The organism is Bifidobacterium asteroides (assembly GCF_048001765.1).
In the GTDB taxonomy this organism is placed as follows: Bacteria; Actinomycetota; Actinomycetes; order Actinomycetales; family Bifidobacteriaceae; genus Bombiscardovia; species Bombiscardovia asteroides_K.
Genome location: NZ_CP181447.1, coordinates 476,872 through 495,528, shown reverse-complemented (window position 1 = coordinate 495,528; position 18,657 = coordinate 476,872). Strand labels below are relative to the sequence as shown.

The following is an 18,657-nucleotide window of genomic DNA, read 5'->3' as shown; positions in this document are numbered from 1 at the left end:
ATGACCGCCTTCGCCCGCCGACCTGCCCCGGAGGCAAGATCGACATCCTCGACAGGATCCAGACAGGGCCTGCGATCCCAGACCGCTGATCTCTGGCAGTCGGTCACTGCCCTGGGTCGGGCTATGGCCTTGGCCGCGCTCATTTGTGCTCTGGCCTTCGTCCCGACTGGTTGGCGTGAACTGCTGGCGGGCGCTTTGCTTGGTGCAGGCATGCTGCTGCTGGGGTTGCTGATGAGCATGGGCAACCTGTCCTGTAGCGCTGAAACGAGTCTGGACCAGGGCCGTCTGGAGGTGGGCGGCCAGGCTGAGCTGGTCCTGGTTCTGACCAATCCGGGCAGCCGCTCCACCCGCCGCGGCCGAATCGGTCTGACCCTGGGCCAGGGAACCATCATGACACCACTGCCAGCCCTGGCTCCCGGCCAGAGTCACCAGATCCGCTTGAAGATGGAAGCCAGGTCCCGTGGCGTGATTGACCTGGGCCCGGTGACCATGGAGGCAGGTGACCCGCTGGGACTCATCCGCCGCCGCCGAATCCTGACTGGCGCCCGAAAACTCTACATCCATCCCCGCACGGTGGCCCTGCCGCCACTTAAAGTCGGACTGGAACGCGACCTGGAGGGGGATCCCGGCCCGGGCATTGTCGACGACGACCTGGAATTCCATGCCCTGCGCCCCTATGCTCCGGGCGACGATATGAAACGGGTCCACTGGCTGTCCACTGCCAGGACCGGCACCCTGATGGTCCGCCAGTACGAGCCCACCCTGCGCACCAGGACCGAACTGATTCTGGACGGCAAGGCCACCTCATACCGGAATGCTGATGAGTTCGAGCTGGCAGTTGAAATCTACGCCTCCCTGGGCTGCCGATGCCTGCTTGATGGCCGTCGGCTGCAAGCGGTGGCCCCGGAACCCGACGATTCCAACGCCCATGGAACCATCCTGCCCACGGAGGATCCCAGAAACTTTCTGGATGCCTGCAGTGCCATCCGCCCCAGCCAGGACAGCTACGACAAGCCAGACCTGTCTGACGCTCCCGAACGAACCAGCCTGACCATTCTGATAACCGGTTCGCTGGGCGACCACCAGGCCTCAGCCCTGGCGGGTGAATCTGCCCAGAGCTCCTCCCCGGTCATGCTGCTGGCTGCTGACCTGGATGCCAATCCAAGTCTGCAGACGCAGCCAGGCCTGGCCAACGCCGTTCTGGGCAGCCTGCAGGACCTTCCCATCCTCTTGGAGAACCAGCCATGAGCACATCTGCATCATGGATGGACCAAGTCCAGAGGGAGCCCATACGCCTGATTGACCGGGCAGGTCTGCAATCCACTGTCGACCCCACCGGGCGCCGCTCCCCTATCATTCTGGTCGCCGCACTTGCCCCCCTCAATCTGCTGGCCGGACTGCAGTTGCTTCCGGTCTACGGCAGCCTGCCCCTCTGGCTGACAGTGGGGGCCGTAGCCTGCCTGGTCGGACTGATGATTGCCTTGCTCCCCCGCCGTGGTATTGCCACAGCCCTCCTGCAACCTCTGCTGCTGATTGCGGCCCAATTCCTGCTGGGTCCCATCTTCGCCCTGAACGGGACCACTCTGGCACACGTCCTGCCCACCTGGGCAACCCTGACACAAGGGTGGTCCGCCACCTTCGGCGCGTTCAAGACCCTGGCAGCCATCGACCCGCCACTTGGTCAGGAAGCCGGCGGACTGATGGCCCTGTGGACGCTGATGCTCTGGACCTCTTATCTGGCCGTGTTGCTGGCCCGCCATGGCCTGGGTCGCAACCTGGGACGGCCGGCGCACCCGGTGGCCGTCCTGGCAGCCACCCTGCCCATCCTGGCCACCATGGCTGTGTCAGCCGTCCTGGGCACCAGCAAAGGCCTCCACCCGGCATTGACGGGCGGCATCCTGTGGCTGCTCCTGCTAATCTGGTGCGCCAGCGGACTGGGTCTGCTGCGCCTGCAAGGACTTGCATCCACGCTTCTGACCCTGGCATTGACAGCCGGACTGATTTTCTCCGCTGGACTGCTGCCTGCCCCGACCCGGCTGATCATCCGAGACCACTATCAGCCCCCCATGGACCCTTACCAGTTCACCAGCCCCTTGAGCGATTACCGCGCCTATATCAAACGCCATCGCGACGATACCCTGGTCACGGTCCGCAACCTGCCCGCCGGCATGCCGGTCCGAATGGCCGTCATGGACCGTTATGACGGCAAGGTCTGGAATCTGTCCGACTCATCAGGCGCTGGAGCCGCCGACTACCGGCGCATCGGTGCCCAGATCCGCACAGAAACCCAGCAGAGCAAGGCCAAAAACGGTGAACAGACCGGACAGCCTTTTACCGCAACCTTTCTGATTCGGGAGGGATTCGACCACGCCTGGCTGCCTTCCGCCGGACAGGTCAACGGCATCGATACGGATCGGGGCCTGCAACGGAAGGACCTCTACTTCAACAAGGCCACAGACACCGTACTGACCAATCAGGCCCTGCAGGCCGGAGCCAGATATACGGTGCACGGCGTGGCCGAAGACCGACCCGCAGCCCGTCGCATAGCCGACAGCGATCCGGGAGATGCACAGGTGCCTCCCCTGGCGGATGCGCCCGAGAGCCTGCCCAAGGCGGCTGCCTCCATGACCTCCATGCAGGCGCGCGGCGGCGCCAGGGCGCTGGCCATCGAGGAACGGCTGCATCAGGAAGGATGGTTCTCCCATGGTCTGGCCGGCGACTATCCCTCGCCCTCCGGTCATGGCGACTATCGAATCAATCAGCTCCTGCAGGGCCAGGCCATGGTGGGCGACAGCGAACAATACGCCTCGGCCATGGCCCTCCTGGCCAGGCAGATGGGTCTGCCATCCCGGGTGGTCCTGGGATTCCTGCCCAAGAATCGTGACGGCTCCATCAGCCGGGCACGGACCAGGACTCAGGCGGACGGGAGCACCCGAATCGACTTCACAGGACGCGATGCCCAAGCCTGGGTGGAGATCAATCTCAAGGGACTCGGGTGGGTCCCCTTCTACCCCACGCCACCGGAGACCAAGACCCCGGACAAGTCCCTGGACTCCACACCGCCCGATCCGCAGACCCTGGTCCGCCAGCCACCGCCCCCGCTGGTCGATCCTCCTCGTGACGACAGAGCTACCCAAGGCAGAACCACCGTTGGCGGCCAGGAGGCATCGCGGCAGTCTTTACCCTCCTTCTGGAAGCGGTACGGACCCTTGGTAGCCAAAGCGACGCTCTGGACAGTGCCACTCTGGCTGCCTGCTCTGCTGGTTTTGCTCCTGCTGACCATCAAGTCCTGGCTGCGTCGACGGGCCCGGTCGAACGGCGATCCGAAGACCCGTATCCGTGCCGGCTGGCGACAGATCGGCAACCTGGGCAGACAGACCGGCTTGTCTATGGATGGCACCCGCAGCGAACAGGCGGCTCTAATCGCCCAGACCCTGCTGACCGACCCCCCAGGGTCCTCGTCGTCCGGACTGCGCGGGGATCTGGATCGACTGCGCAGTATGGCGGATCAGGCCTCGTTCGACCAGAACCCTTCAGATGAGCAGGAGGCCGAGGATTGCTGGCAACTGGTGGACAAGCTTCGATCCGCCATCCTGACATCCCTGCCGCGAACCCGACGTTGGCGCACCCTGCTTTCCCTTAGGCACCTGCGCTGACCCGTCCGCCGAGAACCCGGACAGCGGGAAAACAAAATGAGGGCCCGTGCAATCACTAAGATCGCATGGGCCCTCATTCTTTATCACATATCCTGCGGCCGAATCCGCCGGGCCGGGTTATCCGGTCCAAGCGGATCTGCGGCTACTGGTCGTGCATACACTCACTGGTTGGAATGCTGGTCCTCCGAGGAGGAGAAGGTGGCAGAACCAGGCTGCTGGGACGGCTTCTGATCGGAGTCACTGCCAGTGGCGGCATTCGAGGATCCCGTGCCCGTGGCAGCCGTCTGATCGCCGGCCTCAGCCGACGGATCCTGCACATTGGGGGTGTCCAGATGGCTCTGGCCGCCCTGGTCGTTGAGGAAGTCGTCCGGGTTGAAGTCGTCGCCCAGCTTCAGATCTCCGAAGTCGATGTTGGAGAAGTCCACATCGTTCAGGTCGGCGTCGCTCAGATCCACATCGCCGCCACCCAGACCGAAGTTGGGGTAGATGGTGTCGCGGATGGCCTTGTCGGGCTCCACGGTGGCGTTGCGGTACCTGGCCAGACCGGTGCCTGCGGGGATCAGCTTGCCGATGATCACGTTCTCCTTGAGGCCCTTCAGGTCATCGACCTTCTGGTTCAGGGCGGCCTCGGTGAGCACGCGGGTCGTCTCCTGGAAGGAGGCGGCCGACAACCAGGAGTCGGTGGCCAGGGAGGCCTTGGTGATGCCCATGAGCTCGGGACGTCCGGCGGCCGGCTTGCCTCCGGCCTTGACGGCCTTCATGTTGGCGGCCTTGAACTTGGCCTGGTCGACCAGCTCACCAGGCAGCAGGTCGGTGTCGCCCGAGTCGATGACCGTCACGCGGCGGAGCATCTGGTGGACGATGACCTCGATGTGCTTGTCGTGGATGTCCACGCCCTGGGAGCGGTAGACCGTGTGCACCTCGTTGACGATGTTCACCTGGGCGGCGCGCGGGCCGAGGATGCGCAGGATCTTCTTGGGATCCACGGAGCCCTCGATCAGCTGGGTGCCGGCCTCGACGTGCTGTCCATCCTTGACCATCATGGGCGCACGGCGGGTGACCGGGTAGGTCAGCGCCTCCACGGAGGTGTCGTCGGGGGTCAGGGTCACCTGACGGCCGCGGTCGGTATCCTCCACCTTGACGGTGCCGGGGAACTCCGCGATGGGAGCCTCGCCCTTGGGGGTACGGGCCTCGAAGAGCTCGGTGACACGGGGAAGACCCTGGGTGATGTCGGAGGCCGAAGCCACGCCGCCGGAGTGGAAGGAACGCAGCGTCAGCTGGGTACCGGGCTCGCCGATGGACTGGGCGGCCACAATGCCCACGGCCTCGCCGACGTCCACCAGCTTGTTGGTGGCCAGAGACCAGCCGTAGCACTTGGCGCACACCCCGCGGGTGGACTCGCAGGTCAGGACCGAGCGGGCCTTGACCTCCTCCACACCGTGGGCGACCATGTCACGCAGCACGTCCATGGACAGGGCGTCGCCGCGCTTGTAGAGCACGGTCTTGCCATCCTTGGGGTCGATGACGTCGGCTGCCAGGAGCCTGGAGTAGGGTCCGCCGTCGGCTGCCTTGACCAGGACCAGGTTGCCTTGCTCATCGCGTTCGGCCACCTTCATGGTCAGACCACGCATGGTGCCGCAGTCCTCCTCGCGCACGATCACGTCCTGGGAGACGTCGACCAGACGACGGGTCAGGTAGCCCGACTCGGCGGTACGCAGTGCGGTGTCGGCCAGACCCTTGCGGGCGCCGTGCTGGGAGATGAAGTACTCCAGCACCGACAGGCCGTCGTGGTAGTTGGACTTGACCGGTCGAGGAATGATCTCGCCCTTGGGGTTGGCCACCAGGCCTCGCATACCGGCGATCTGGCGGATCTGCATCCAGTTGCCTCGTGCCCCGGACTGGACCATGATGTTCACGTTGTTGTCCGGAGTGAAGTGCTCCTGCATGGCGTCAGCCACCTTGTCGGTGCATTCGGTCCACAGGTTGATCAGCTCCTGACGGCGCTCCTCGTCGGTCAGCAGACCCATGTCGTACTGGGAGTTGACCTTGGCGGCCTGCCCCTGGTACTCGTTGACGATCTTTTCGCGCTCGGGCGGCACCACGATGTCGGAGAAGGCCATGGTCACGCCGGACCACTGGGCCCGGGTGAAGCCCAGATCCTTCAGGGCATCCAGGGTTGCCGCGACCTGTGCGGTCGAGTACCGGGTGGCGATGTCGTCAACGATGCCGGACAGCTTGCCCTTGGGCACCTGCTCGTTGATGAAGGGGTAGTCCACAGGCAGCGTCCGATTGAACAGGACCCGCCCGTAGTTGGTGGCGAAGAGCCTGGAGCCGTCCTTGAAGACCTCTTCCTTGACCACGTCAGGGCTGCCGGGCTCGGGGTCGACGACCCTGAGGTCACCGGGCTCCCAGTCCTTGGGCATGACGAAGTCGGCAGGGACCCGCAGCAGGATCTTGGCCTGCATGTCGATCTCGCCCAGGTCCAGGGCCATCCGGGCCTCGGCCAGGCTGGAGAAGATCCGGCCCTGGCCCTTGGCTCCGTCAACCACGGTGGTCAGGTAGTACAGACCCAGAATCATGTCCTGGGAGGGCATGGTGACCGTGTGGCCGTCGGCGGGCTTGAGGATGTTGTCGGAGGCCAGCATGAGCGAACGGGCCTCAGCCTGGGCCTCGGCCGACAGGGGCAGATGGACTGCCATCTGGTCGCCGTCGAAGTCGGCATTGAAGGCCGCACATGCCAGTGGGGGCAGGTGGATGGCCTTGCCCTCGACCAGGATGGGCTCGAAGGCCTGGATACCCAGACGGTGCAGCGTAGGCGCACGGTTGAGCAGGACGGGGTGCTCGGAGATGACCTCCTCCAGCACGCCCCAGACCTCGGGATCGCCGCGGTCGACCAGACGCTTGGCGCTCTTCATGTTCTGCGCGTAGTTGAGGTCCACCAACCGCTTGATGACGAAGGGCTTGAAGAGCTCCAGGGCCATGGGCTTGGGCAGGCCGCACTGATGCATACGCAGGGAGGGCCCGACCACGATCACGGAACGGCCGGAGTAGTCCACACGCTTGCCCAGCAGGTTTTGACGGAAGCGGCCCTGCTTGCCCTTGAGCATGTCTGCCAGGGACTTCAGGGGACGGTTGGAGGCTCCGGTGACGGGGCGGCCACGGCGGCCGTTGTCGAAGAGGGAGTCCACAGCCTCCTGGAGCATGCGCTTCTCGTTGTTGAGCATGATCTCGGGGGCACCCAACTCGATCAGGCGCTTGAGCCTGTTGTTGCGGTTGATGACGCGCCGGTAGAGGTCGTTCAGGTCGGAGGTGGCGAAGCGGCCGCCGTCCAGCTGCACCATGGGGCGCAGGTCGGGAGGAATGACCGGGACAACGTCCAGGACCATGGCCTCGGGCTTGTTGCCGGTGTTCAGGAAGGCGGAGACCACCTTGAGCCGCTTCAGGGCACGGGCCTTGCGCTGGCCGGAGCCGGTGTCGATTTCGTGACGGAGCTCCTTGGCGGCACCCTCCAGGTCGAAGTCCTGCAGGCGCTTCTTGATGGCCTCGGCACCCATGCAGCCCTCGAAGTAGTCACCGTAGCGGTCCTGCATCTCCCGCCACAGATCCACATCGCCCTCCATGTCGCCGGGCTTCAGGGTCTTGAAGCGGTCGAAGACGGCGGTGATCCTCTGGATCTGGTCGTCGTAGCGCTTGCGGATGGCGGTCATGTCACGCTCGGCACCGTTGCGCAGACGGGCCTTCATGGAGCCCTTGACCTCGTCGGTCTTCTCCAGCTCGGCCAGGTCCTCTTCCAGCTTCTTGGCGCGCTTGTCGATCTCCAGGTCGCGCTTCTTCTCCAGCTGGTTGATCTCGTTGTCGAACTCGTCCTGCAAATCGGGCAGGTCCTTGTGGCGCTGCTCCTCATCCACCTTGGTGACCATGTAGGCCGCGAAGTAGATGACCTTCTCCAGGTCCTTGGGCGCGATGTCCAGCAGGTATCCCAGCCGGGAGGGCACACCCTTGAAGAACCAGATGTGGGTGACGGGGGCGGCCAGCTCAATGTGGCCCATGCGCTCGCGGCGGACGCGGGAGCGGGTGACCTCCACACCGCAACGCTCGCAGACGATGCCCTTGAAGCGTACGCGCTTGTACTTGCCGCAGGCGCATTCCCAGTCGCGGGTAGGTCCGAAGATCTGCTCGCCGAACAGACCGTCCTTCTCGGGCTTCAAGGTACGGTAGTTGATGGTTTCGGGCTTCTTGACCTCGCCATAGCTCCAGCCGCGTATGTCGTCGGCCGTGGCCAGTCCGATTCTCAGTTTGTCAAATGCATTGACGTCCAGCACTCTGTGTCCTGTCTCTGATCTTGTAACTGCTCTGAAGTTTGCCTCTTGGCGGGATGCCCTTCAGGCGGGCATCCCTGTGACTGGTGGTTCAGCGGTACTCCGGTTCGGGAGCGGACTGGTCGGCCTTGGCGGCGGCGTCCGGGCGGGCGCCGATGTTGAAGCCCAGGTCGTCGGAGGCGGCGCTCGGGTCGTCGTCCTCGTCCTTCATCTCGATCACGTTGCCTTCCGCGTTGAGCACCTCCACGTTCAAGGAGAGCGACTGCATCTCCTTGAGCAGCACCTTGAAGGATTCGGGGATGCCGGCCGCCGGCAGGTTCTCCCCGCGCACGATGGCTCCGTAAGCCCGGACGCGGCCGTCCACGTCGTCGGACTTGGTGGTCATCATCTCGTGCAGGGTGTAGGCGGCACCGTAGGCCTCCAGGGCCCAGACCTCCATCTCGCCGAAGCGCTGGCCACCGAACTGGGCCTTGCCGCCCAGGGGCTGCTGGGTGATCATCGAGTAGGGGCCGGTGGACCGGGCGTGGATCTTGTCGTCGACCAGGTGGTGGAGCTTGAGCATGTACATGTAGCCCACGGAGATGGGCTTGGTGAAGGGCTCGCCGGTGCGGCCGTCGTAGAGCACGGCCTTGCCGTCGTCGCCCACCAGGCGCTCGCCGTCACGGTTGGGCAGGGTGGTCTTGAGCAGACCGTTCAGGGCATCCTGACGCACGCCGTCGAAGACCGGAGTGGCCACGGCGGTGCCGGGTTCGGCCTTCTCAGCGCCTGCCGGGATGTGCTTCTTCCACTCGGCCTCCAGGTCGGGATCCAGGCTGATGTCCCAGCCGGAGTGGGCGATCCACCCCAGATGGAGCTCCAGGACCTGGCCCAGATTCATACGGGAGGGCACGCCCAAGGGATTGAGCATGATGTCGATGGGGGTGCCATCGGCCATGAAGGGCATATCCTCCTCGGGCAGGATCCTCGAGATGACGCCCTTGTTGCCGTGGCGTCCCGAGAGCTTGTCGCCCTGGGTGATCTTGCGGTGCTGGGCGATGTAGACCCGGATCATCCGGTTGACGCCGTTGGGCAGCTCGTCGCCGTCCTCCTCGGCATCCTCGCGGGTGACCTCCTTGACCTCAATGACCGTGCCGGTCTCGCCGTGTGGCACCCGCAGGCTGGTGTCGCGCACCTCGCGGCTCTTCTCGCCGAAGATGGCCCGCAGGAGCCGCTCCTCGGGGGTCAGCTCGGTCTCGCCCTTGGGGGTGACCTTGCCGACCAGGATGTCGCCGGCCTCAACCTCGGCACCGATGCGGATGATGCCGCGTTCGTCCAGGTTGGCCACAGCGTCCTCGCCCACGTTGGGCAGGTCCCGGGTGATCTCCTCGGCGCCCAGCTTGGTCTCGCGGGCGTCGGTCTCGTACTCCTCGATGTGGATGGAGCTCAGGGTGTCGTCCTGGACCAGCCGCTGGGAGATGATAACGGCGTCCTCGTAGTTGTAGCCGTTCCAAGGCATGAAGGCCACCAGGACGTTCTTGCCCAGGGCCATCTCGCCCTTCTCGGTGGCGGGGCCGTCAGCCAGGACCGTGCCGGCCTCGACCCGCTCCCCGTCTTTGATCAGGGGGACCTGGTTGTAGCAGGTGGTCTGGTTGGACCGTTGGAACTTGGCCAGCTTGTAGGAGGACTGGGTGCCGTCGTCATTCATGACGCGGATGATGTCGGCGGAGACGTAGGTGACCACACCCGGCTTCTCGGCCAGGATGACATCGCCCGAATCGATGGCGGAACGCCACTCGGAGCCGGTGCCCACCAAGGGACGCTCGGACTTGACCAGGGGGACGGCCTGACGCTGCATGTTGGTGCCCATCAGTGCTCGGTGGCCCTCGTCGTGCTCCAGGAAGGGGATCAGGGAGGCGCCCACCGAAACCATCTGCCGGGGGGAGACATCCATCAGGTCCACCTGGGAGACGGGCACATCCTTGGCCTCGGCCTCGGCGTCACGTACCAGGGCCTCGTCCTCGACGAAGTGTCCGGTCTCGTCGATCTCCTGGTTGGCCTGGGCGATGGTGTGCTCGGACTCCTGGTCGGCGGTCATATAGACCACGTCATCGGTCACCTGGCCATCAATGACCTTTCGGTAGGGGGTCTCGATGAAGCCGAAGGGGTTGACCCGGGCGAAGGTCGCCAGGGAGCCGATCAGGCCGATGTTGGGGCCTTCAGGGGACTCGATGGGGCACATGCGTCCGTAGTGGGAGGGGTGCACATCGCGCACCTCCATGGAGGCACGGTCGCGGGACAGGCCGCCGGGGCCCAGGGCCGAGAGACGACGCTTGTTGGTCACGCCGGCCAGCGGGTTGTTCTGATCCATGAACTGGCTCAGCTGGGAGGTTCCGAAGAACTCCTTGATGGTGGCATTGACCGGGCGGATGTTGATCAGGGACTGCGGGGTGATGGCCTCCGCGTCCTGGGTGGTCATCCTCTCACGGACCACGCGCTCCATACGGCTCAGACCGGTGCGCAGCTGGTTCTGGATCAGCTCGCCCACCTGACGGATGCGGCGGTTGCCGAAGTGGTCGATGTCGTCCACGTCCACCCGCAGCTCGATGTCCTGGCCGTCGCGGCGGCCGGGGAAGGTCTGTCCGCCGGCATGCAGGGTCACCAGGTACTTCAGGGTGGCGATGATGTCCTCGGGATGCAGGCTGCGGTCGTTGAAGTCGGCTTCAAGTCCCAGCTTGCGGTTGATCTTGTAGCGGCCGACCCGGGCAAGGTCGTAGCGCTTGGTGTTGAAGTAGAAGGAATCCAGCAGGTTGCGGCCGGCCTCGGGCGAGGCGGTGTCGGCAGGACGGATCTTGCGGTAGAGGTCGGTCAGGGCCTCGTCCTGGGTCTCGATGGTCTCCTTCTCCAGGGCGTCCAGCACCAGCGGGTAGCCCTTGAAGGCCTTGCGGATCTGTGGCTTGGTCATGCCGATGGCCATGAGGAAGACGATGGCGGACTGCTTGCGCTTCCGGTCCACGCGCACGCCCAGCACATCGCGCTTGTCGATCTCGAACTCCAGCCAGGCGCCCCGGCTGGGGATGATCTTGGCCCCGAAGACCTCCTTGTCGGAGTTGCGGTCCTGGGTGCGGTCGAAGTAGACGCCGGGAGAGCGGACCAGCTGGGAGACGATGACGCGCTCCGAACCACCGATGATGAAGGTGCCATGGGGGGTCTGCAGCGGGAAGTCACCCATGAAGACGGTCTGCGACTTGATCTCGCCGGTGTCCCCGTTCTCGAACTCGGCGTTCACGTACAGGGGGGCGGAGTAGGTGTAGTCCTTCTCCTTGCACTCCTGGACCGTGTGCCGGGGCTCCTCGAAGTAGGGATCCGAGAAGGTCAGGCTCATGGTCTGGGCGAAGTTCTCAATGGGAGAGATCTCCTGGAAGACCTCATCCAGGCCGGAGACGGGGGCCACGGTATGGGTTCCGTTGACCTGATCCTCCTCGACCCGCTTCTTCCAGCGGTCGTTGCCGACCAGCCAGTCGAAGCTATCGGTCTGCACACCCAGGAGGTAGGGCACCTCGATGGGTTCGCGGATGGATCCGAAGTTGACACGATCGGTGGCCTTGTGCAGTTTGATGTCGTGTTCGTCAGCGCGTGCCTGCGTGGCGGTGGTACTACTTACAGCTTTATTGGCAGCCAAAATGGACGTTCCTTATCGCTCGCCGTACTCGATCATTCCTGTTACCCCAGGGAGATGCCGAATGGCCGCCATATGCCTATTCGCGGGCACCTCCTCGATGATGCATGCCCGCTATATGACACACCTCATGCAAAGACAAAACTATAGCAGACAAGAACCATGGACGCAATGGGCGTGTCGTCTTGGAAAAGCTGCTATTGGACCATGACCGGCACTGGCTGGGAGACCACGTGCGAATCGGCCTTGAGCATCAGCTTGGCCTGGTAGGAGCCGGCTTTGACCCGGGGCAGCTTCTGGTCGGGCTGGCAGCTCTCCTGGCTCCTGTCGGCATGCCAGGTGATGGTCTGTACGTCCTTGTCGCCGGTGGCCATGAGCAGGGTGCGAGCCCCCACCGGACAGGCATCAGAGCGCCAGACGGTGTCCTGGCCGCTGGTGATGACCAGTACCCGGCCACCGTCGGAGCCGTCCACCAAGCATGAGCCTGTTCCCTTATGCCTGATGGTCGCAGTAAAGTCGATGGACCCACCGACCCCAGTGCTGGGATCGGGCGCAGCCAGCTCCAGAGCCAGATCCCCCTTGTCGCAGTCAGGAGCTCCTGAGGAACGCTTCTTGCCGGCATCCTTCTTCTTATCCTTGCCCTGCTTGTCCCTGTCTTTGGATTTGGTCTTTGCGGACTGCTGGGCGCTAGTCGAGGCTCCCTGGCCCCCATCGCCTCCGCGCAGTGCCCTGATGCCGGCCCCCACGCCCCAGACCAGGCCAGCACAGACCAGCAGGAAGAGCACCGCCAGCAGGGCGGCTGCGATCCTCCGACGACGGTACATCCGCCGCTTCTTCTCGCTCATGCGTCGCTTGGCCATACTTCTCCAGTCTAATCGCCAGGGCGGCCTTTACTGCGGCAGACTCAGGCTGCCGTCCTGGCCGATCTCCAGAAGACCGTCCTCGTCCAGTGAAGCGATGCACCGATCAAGTCGGATTCCATCGTCGCACAGGGGTTTCAGGTCCTTCCTGGCGACGGGCGCGCCCGAAGCCTGCCGCAGGGCCTGAAGAATGGCACCGCGGACCTGCCGATCGGTACCTGCGAAGCGCTGCCGGGGCCTTGTCCTGCCTGCGCCCAAACCCGGCAGTCCAGCCTTGAGAAAGCGACAGTGGCCAGCCAGGGGGCAGATGTCGCAGGCCGGCTTGCGAGCGATGCAGACCGTGGCGCCCAGCTCCATGACGGCCTGGTTCCATCGGGCCGAAGGCGGCTCCCGCCAGGCTGCCGACCTGACCTTCGGATCAGCCAGTCCCAAACGGCCACCATCTTCCTGGGCACCGCTATTCTGGGCACCGATATCCTCCCGTCCTCCGTCTTCGGCGCTAACACCCTCCTGCCCCTCGTCCTCAGGCAGGACCTGCCAGGCCAGTTGGCGCTCCTCTCGACTGGCGGCGCCCCCGGTGGATTCACGCCCCAAAAAGACCCTGGAGAGCACCCTGCGGATATTGGTGTCGATGACGGCTATCCTCTCGCCGTATGCAAAACTCATGACAGCGCTGGCCGTGTAGTCGCCGATGCCAGGCAGGGCCACCAGCTGGTCGTAATCCTGGGGCAGCCGGTCTGCATACCGGCCGGCCACCTGCTGTGCGCACTCCTGCAGTCGCAGGGCTCGGCGCGGGTAGCCCAGCCGACCCCAGGACGTGATGACCTCGGCCTTGGGCGCAGCAGCCAGGGAGGCTGCATCCGGCCAGACCTTCATCCAGGCCATCCAGTAGGGCACCACTCGGCTCATCTGGGTCTGCTGGCTCATGACCTCGGAGACCAGGACCCCCCAGGGCGTGGTCCGCCCAAAGCGCCAGGGCAGGTCGCGGGCGTATCGGCTCCACCAGTCGAACAGCCGCTGGCGGATGGGTTCAGTCTCCGCCAAAGCCGTCTCCGCCTTCTCCATGGTCACACCGCCCTTCACCATCCGATTCTGCCTCATTCAACCGCCGTATTCTGCCCGACGGTGCCGACCAGCCCCGCCTTGTCTGTCGTTTGGCGACGGTAGGTTGGCCTCATGAACAGGCAGGAGCAGGAACGGTCCGGCGATCCATCGAAGGCCGTCGAAAGCATGTACGAGTACGGATACCGTAAATCGAACTATGGTCCCGATGAGCTGGTCACCGACGCCCACGGCAACCCCATTTCGGTAGTGGACGCCATGATGAAGGCCGATCAGGCCAGCCGGGTGAAGACCTCCACACCCCACCTGTGCTACTACTCGCCGCGAATCCCCGGCAACACGGGTTCGGCCATCCGCCTGTGCGCCGTGACCGGCACCATCCTGCATCTGATAGAGCCCCTGGGCTTCAACCTCAAGGACACCAAGCTGCGCCGGGCTGGCCTGGACTACCACGACATGGCCCACGTGGTCCTGCACCCGGACTTCGATGACCTGGTCCGCTCCATGCCCGACAGCCGGATCATCGCCTTCACCGCTCACGCAGACAAGCTCTACACCGAAGTCGACTATCGACCGGACGACATCCTTCTGTTCGGCCCTGAGCCCGGCGACATCCCCGACCCCATGGACATCATGGCCGGCCCTCATGTGGCTGAACAGGTCAGGCTACCCATGCGACCCAGCCTGCGCAGCCTGAACCTGACCAACTGCGCCTCCATCGCCATCTACGAGGCTTGGCGGCAGCTGGGATTCCAAGGCGGCCGCTGAACCCCGCGAGCGCGCTCAGTTCTTGAAGCTGTGAATGGGGGCTGGGATATGTCCACCCCGGTTGACGAACGCCGCACAGGAGCGGGTATTGACGGGCACGACCGGCCCACCGCCCATGAGCCCGCCGAACTCGGCCCATTCGCCCACCTGCTTGCCGATGACAGGAATGACTCGGACGGCGGTGGTCTTCTGATTGATCATGCCGATGGCCGCCTCGTCGGCGATAAGGCCGGAGATAGATTCCGCAGAAGTGTCCCCGGGGACGGGAATCATGTCCAGCCCCACCGAGCAGACGCAGGTCATGGCCTCAAGCTTCTCCAGGGTCAGGCTCCCCTCTTGCGCAGCCTGGATCATGGCGGCGTCCTCAGATACGGGAATAAAGGCCCCGGACAGCCCGCCCACCGAGCTGGAAGCCATGATGCCGCCCTTCTTGACCTGATCGTTGAGGATGGCCAGGGCCGCAGTCGTCCCCGGTGCGCCCACCTGCTCCAGGCCCATGGTCTGCAGGACCTCGCCCACTGAGTCCCCCACCGCCGGGGTGGGTGCCAGGGACAGGTCGATGATCCCGAAGGGCACCTCCAGGCGACGGCTGGCCTCCTGGGCCACCAGCTGCCCCACCCGGGTGATCTTGAAGGCCGTGCGCTTGATGGTCTCGCAGAGCTGCCCGAAGTCGGCTCCCTTGGCTGATTCCAAGGCGGTCTTGACCACGCCGGGTCCGGAGACCCCCACGTTGATGACGGCCGACCCCTGGCTGACCCCATGGAAACCGCCGGCCATGAAGGGGTTGTCGTCCGGAGCGTTGCAGAAGACCACCAGCTTGGTGCAGCCGGAGCTGTCCGAGTCGGCGGTGCTCTCGGCAGTGGCCTTGACGACCCGGCCCATCAGGGCTACAGCGTCCATGTCGATGCCCGTTCTGGTGGAGCCCACGTTGACGCTGGCACAGACCCGTTCCGTCTGGCTCAGTGCCCTGGGCAAGGACTTGATCAAGAGCCGCTCGGCCGGGGTCATGCCCTTGCCGACCAGGGCCGAATAGCCGCCGATCAGGTTGACCCCGACCTCCTGGGCCGAGCGGTCCAGGACCTTGGCCACAGCCACATAGTCTTCCACGGTGTGGCAGGCTCCGGCGGCCACCAAGGAGATGGGTGTGACGGTGATGCGCTTGTTGACGATGGGAATGCCGTACTCGCGGGCGATTGAGTCCCCAGTGGACACCAGGTCGCCGGCCAGGGAGACGATCTTGCGATGGATGTTCCGGCAAAGCATGTCCACATCCCCGCTCACACAATCCAGAAGGCTGATGCCCATGGTGATGGTGCGCACGTCCAGGCGCTCCCGGTCGATCATGTCGTTGGTCTCAAGGACCTCGTCGCGTGTGATCATGGCTGCCTCCTCAGACCCGGTGCATCCTGGTGAAAATCTCCTCGCGCTGGCAGCGGATGGAGACTCCGATATCCTCTCCCAAAGATTCCATCCTCTGGCTCAGCGCATCGAAATCATCCCTGCAGGCGGTGCAGTCCACGATCATCATCATGGTGAAGAAGCCGTCCAGAATCGTCTGCGAAATATCCAGCACATTGACCCCCTGCTGGGAGAGGTCTGTGCAGACCTTGCCGATGATGCCTATGGCATCCTTGCCCACCACCGTGATGATCGCCTTGTCCATGGCCGTCCTCCTCATCCACCTCACCCTTGACCGGTCCCCCTGAAAACCGGGACCCCGCTTCCCCAGCTTAGAGGAGCGCCGGGAGAAGCGGGGTCGTAGAGGTCTGCAGCCTGATTCAGGATTCGCGCGTGGCCGCAGAGGAGGGCAGGGCAATCAGAGCCCTTGGGGCCTCGAATCCCTTGGAGGCGAATCGGTCGGCAATGTCACGGGCAAGATCGGAGCCCTTGCCGGCGTCAGCCATGGCGATGATGGACCCGCCGAACCCGCCGCCGGTCATGCGAGCCCCATAAGCTCCACCCTGACGTGCCGCCTCAACGGCCTCATCCAACTCCGGGCAGGTGACCTCGTAGTCGTCCCTCAGGGAATCATGGGAGGCGTTGAACAGGCGGCCGGCCAGGACATAATCGCCCCTGCCGAAGGCCTCGATGAAGCGGTCCACCCGTCCTATCTCGCTGATGACATGGCGGACCCGCCGACGCATGGTCTTATCAGGCAGCTGCTCCAGCAGGGCAGCCAGGGCGGATGGAGGATCATCGGCCCCATTGACCTGATCTGCCACCTGGCGCAGGTTGGCCACCCCCAGCAGGTGTGCGGCCTGCTCGCATGTGGCCCGCCGCTTATCATATTGACCATCGTTGAGCTGGTGCTGGGCCCTGGTGTCGACTACCAGCAGCTCCAGGCCCGCAGCCTGCAGGTCGAAGGGAACCTGGCGCACGTTGCTCATAGCATCCAGTTCCGGCCGGCAGTCCAGTCGCAGGGCGCAGCCGGATCGACACCGCATGGCGGCGCTCTGATCCATGCCGCCGGTGGAGGCGCCGGCCATATCGTTCTCAGCTGTGATGGCGGCCTGGATCAGCCTGACCCGACCAGCCTCGTCACCGCCCAGCCCCAGACCGAACAGATCATCCAGAGCCAGGGCCACGGCACAGGTCATGGCCGCCGAGGAGCTCAACCCGGACCCCACGGGCACGCAGGAGGCCAGGGCCAGGTCGAACCCTAGAACCTGGGGGAATCCATCCCGCTGCAGGGCCCAGGCCACCCCGACCGGGTAGGCCGCCCAGCCGCCTACCCCCCGAGCCTGGAGACCATCCAGGTCAGCCTGGACCGGATGCTCCGGATCCATGGTGGAGACCAGGCGGACCCGGCTGTCCATCCTGGGACTGGCGGCCACATAGGTGCGATTGGGCAGGGCGATAGGCAGGCAGAGCCCGGCGTTGTAATCCGTATGCTCGCCAATCAGATTGACCCGGCCGGGGGCACTCCACACGCCCTGGGGGTCGTCGCCATAGACCTTTTGGAAAAGCTCGCGGGCCTTGGTGGCCCCTTGGCCGTCGGCACCCTGGGTCCAAGGCTGTATGAATTCCACTGTCGTCGTCATTGATTCTCTCCATTCTCCAGGTCCAGGGGTCCCAGTTGGCGGAATCGGTCAGCGATTCGTTCGGGGGTGGTGTCCGAAACCCAGGCAGCCATGCCTGACTCGGACCCTGCAAGATACTTGATTTTGTCCACGGCACGACGGAAGGAGAAGAACTGCAGGTTGAGCCTGTAGTCCTCCCGCCGCGGATCGTGCAGCGGAGCCTGGTGCCAGGCGGCGATGTAGGGCAGATCCATCCCCTTGCCGTCGCCCTTGTCGAAGAAGGCGTTGCCCCGCTTGAGCAGGGTGGAATACATGACGGCCAGATCCCAGCGCTCCTGGTCGTTCAACTGGTCCAGGCTCAGGATCCCGTCGCGGACGGGGGCCATGTGGACCTCCAGGGGCCAGCGGGCGGCGGCGGGCACATAGGCCACCCAGGTGGCGTTGCGGAAGACGACACGTCGACCGGAGTCCAGCTCGGCCTTGAGGATGTCCGCCAGAAGGTTGTCGCCGGTGCGTTCCTTGTAGTCGGCGCACTGCCTTAACTCCTGCTCCATCCGGGGGGCGATGAAGGGGTAGCAGTAGATCTGTCCATGGGGGTGGGCCAGGGAGACGCCGATCTCCTGGCCGTGGTTCTCGAAGGGGAAGATCTGTTCGATGCCCTCCATGGTCGAGATTTCTGCCGTCCGGAAGGCCCAGGCCTCCACCACCGTTCGCAGACGGGAGACCGGCAGATCGGCAGGGAGCGCGTGCTCGTCAGGGTCGAAGCAGACCACCTCACAGCGTCCGTTGGCCTCGCGCACCGGCCAGAGGGGATTGCCATCCACCAGGGAGGGCTGATCGGCCGCCTGCGTATTGGGCACCTGCATCATGGAGGGGAAACGGTTCTCGAAGACCGCCACGTTGTAGTCCACATCGGGGATCTCCCCATCCTGGTAGGGGTCTCCGGGCTTTCTGGCTGCCAGAGGGTTGCCCTTGGCGGTGGCCTGCGGACCGGCGGTGATCGGCCGGTTCATCCGGGCTGTGGCCATGGGGATCCAGTCTCCGGTCAGAGGGTCCCGGCGCATCTGCGGCGGCCGGAAGGGCACCGTCCTGCCCTCCTGATCCTGATGCGGTGCGAACCGGTCGGCCAGCGGACGGGGATCGTCCAGACGCCTGGTCCTGCGACCGGAGACATACTCGGGATCATCGTCCAGGTAGAAGAACCGGCGCCCGTCGGCCAGCCTGGTGGGGGTGATGCGGATGTGCTCCCTGGCATAGTCGCCTGGAACATACCGTTGGGGGACATACTGCTCTGACTTCATGCTGCTCCTTCATCGT

General features: G+C 64.7%; 11 protein-coding genes. 3 read left to right on the top strand and 8 right to left on the bottom strand.

Translation table 11 applies throughout. The annotated features are described in order from the left end of the window. Together ACNAOV_RS01880 and ACNAOV_RS01875 are read left to right on the top strand one after the other, a co-directional pair. On the top strand, positions 1-1,248 hold the full coding sequence (locus ACNAOV_RS01880) for a DUF58 domain-containing protein (RefSeq protein ID WP_416517732.1): 1,248 nt from the start codon (positions 1-3) through the stop codon (positions 1,246-1,248). Further along, the gene (locus ACNAOV_RS01875) at positions 1,245-3,656 is read left to right on the top strand and encodes a transglutaminase-like domain-containing protein (RefSeq protein WP_416517731.1); all 2,412 of its coding nucleotides are present in this window, start codon (positions 1,245-1,247) and stop codon (positions 3,654-3,656) included. Before ACNAOV_RS01880 ends, ACNAOV_RS01875 begins: the two co-directional genes overlap by 4 nt. A 161-nt stretch (positions 3,657-3,817) precedes the next feature. On the opposite strand, the gene ACNAOV_RS01870 is transcribed toward ACNAOV_RS01875, so the two are convergent. The 4 genes from ACNAOV_RS01870 to ACNAOV_RS01855 form a co-directional block, all read right to left on the bottom strand. Further along, on the bottom strand, positions 3,818-7,978 hold the full coding sequence (locus ACNAOV_RS01870) for a DNA-directed RNA polymerase subunit beta' (RefSeq protein WP_416517730.1): 4,161 nt from the start codon (positions 7,976-7,978) through the stop codon (positions 3,818-3,820). An 88-nt stretch (positions 7,979-8,066) separates the two neighbouring features. Continuing rightward, positions 8,067-11,633: a DNA-directed RNA polymerase subunit beta gene (gene rpoB / locus ACNAOV_RS01865; protein WP_416517729.1), complete on the bottom strand. Its 3,567-nt coding sequence runs from the start codon at positions 11,631-11,633 to the stop codon at positions 8,067-8,069. 194 nt (positions 11,634-11,827) lie between these two features. Beyond that, the gene (locus tag ACNAOV_RS01860) at positions 11,828-12,490 is read right to left on the bottom strand and encodes a hypothetical protein (protein ID WP_416517728.1); all 663 of its coding nucleotides are present in this window, start codon (positions 12,488-12,490) and stop codon (positions 11,828-11,830) included. Positions 12,491-12,520: 30 nt separating this feature from the next. Next, positions 12,521-13,576 (bottom strand): A/G-specific adenine glycosylase, encoded by a 1,056-nt coding sequence (locus ACNAOV_RS01855; protein ID WP_416517727.1) that lies wholly within the window; start codon positions 13,574-13,576, stop codon positions 12,521-12,523. 90 nt (positions 13,577-13,666) lie between these two features. On the opposite strand from ACNAOV_RS01855, the gene ACNAOV_RS01850 reads away from it, so the two are divergent. Further along, entirely contained in the window at positions 13,667-14,320 is a 654-nt protein-coding gene (locus ACNAOV_RS01850) for a tRNA (cytidine(34)-2'-O)-methyltransferase (protein ID WP_154313128.1), read from the top strand. Between the two features lie 15 nt (positions 14,321-14,335). On the opposite strand, the gene ACNAOV_RS01845 is transcribed toward ACNAOV_RS01850, so the two are convergent. From ACNAOV_RS01845 to galT, 4 genes are all read right to left on the bottom strand, one after another. Continuing rightward, the gene (locus ACNAOV_RS01845) at positions 14,336-15,700 is read right to left on the bottom strand and encodes a PFL family protein (RefSeq protein WP_416517726.1); all 1,365 of its coding nucleotides are present in this window, start codon (positions 15,698-15,700) and stop codon (positions 14,336-14,338) included. A 10-nt stretch (positions 15,701-15,710) separates the two neighbouring features. Further along, a complete protein-coding gene (locus ACNAOV_RS01840) occupies positions 15,711-15,983 on the bottom strand; it encodes an ACT domain-containing protein (RefSeq protein WP_015021435.1) in 273 nt (90 codons plus the stop codon). 115 nt (positions 15,984-16,098) lie between these two features. Then, positions 16,099-17,361: a galactokinase gene (gene galK, locus ACNAOV_RS01835; RefSeq protein WP_416517725.1), complete on the bottom strand. Its 1,263-nt coding sequence runs from the start codon at positions 17,359-17,361 to the stop codon at positions 16,099-16,101. Beyond that, a complete protein-coding gene (gene galT / locus ACNAOV_RS01830; RefSeq protein ID WP_416517724.1) occupies positions 17,358-18,641 on the bottom strand; it encodes a galactose-1-phosphate uridylyltransferase in 1,284 nt (427 codons plus the stop codon). Before galT ends, galK begins: the two co-directional genes overlap by 4 nt. Positions 18,642-18,657: the final 16 nt, after the last annotated feature.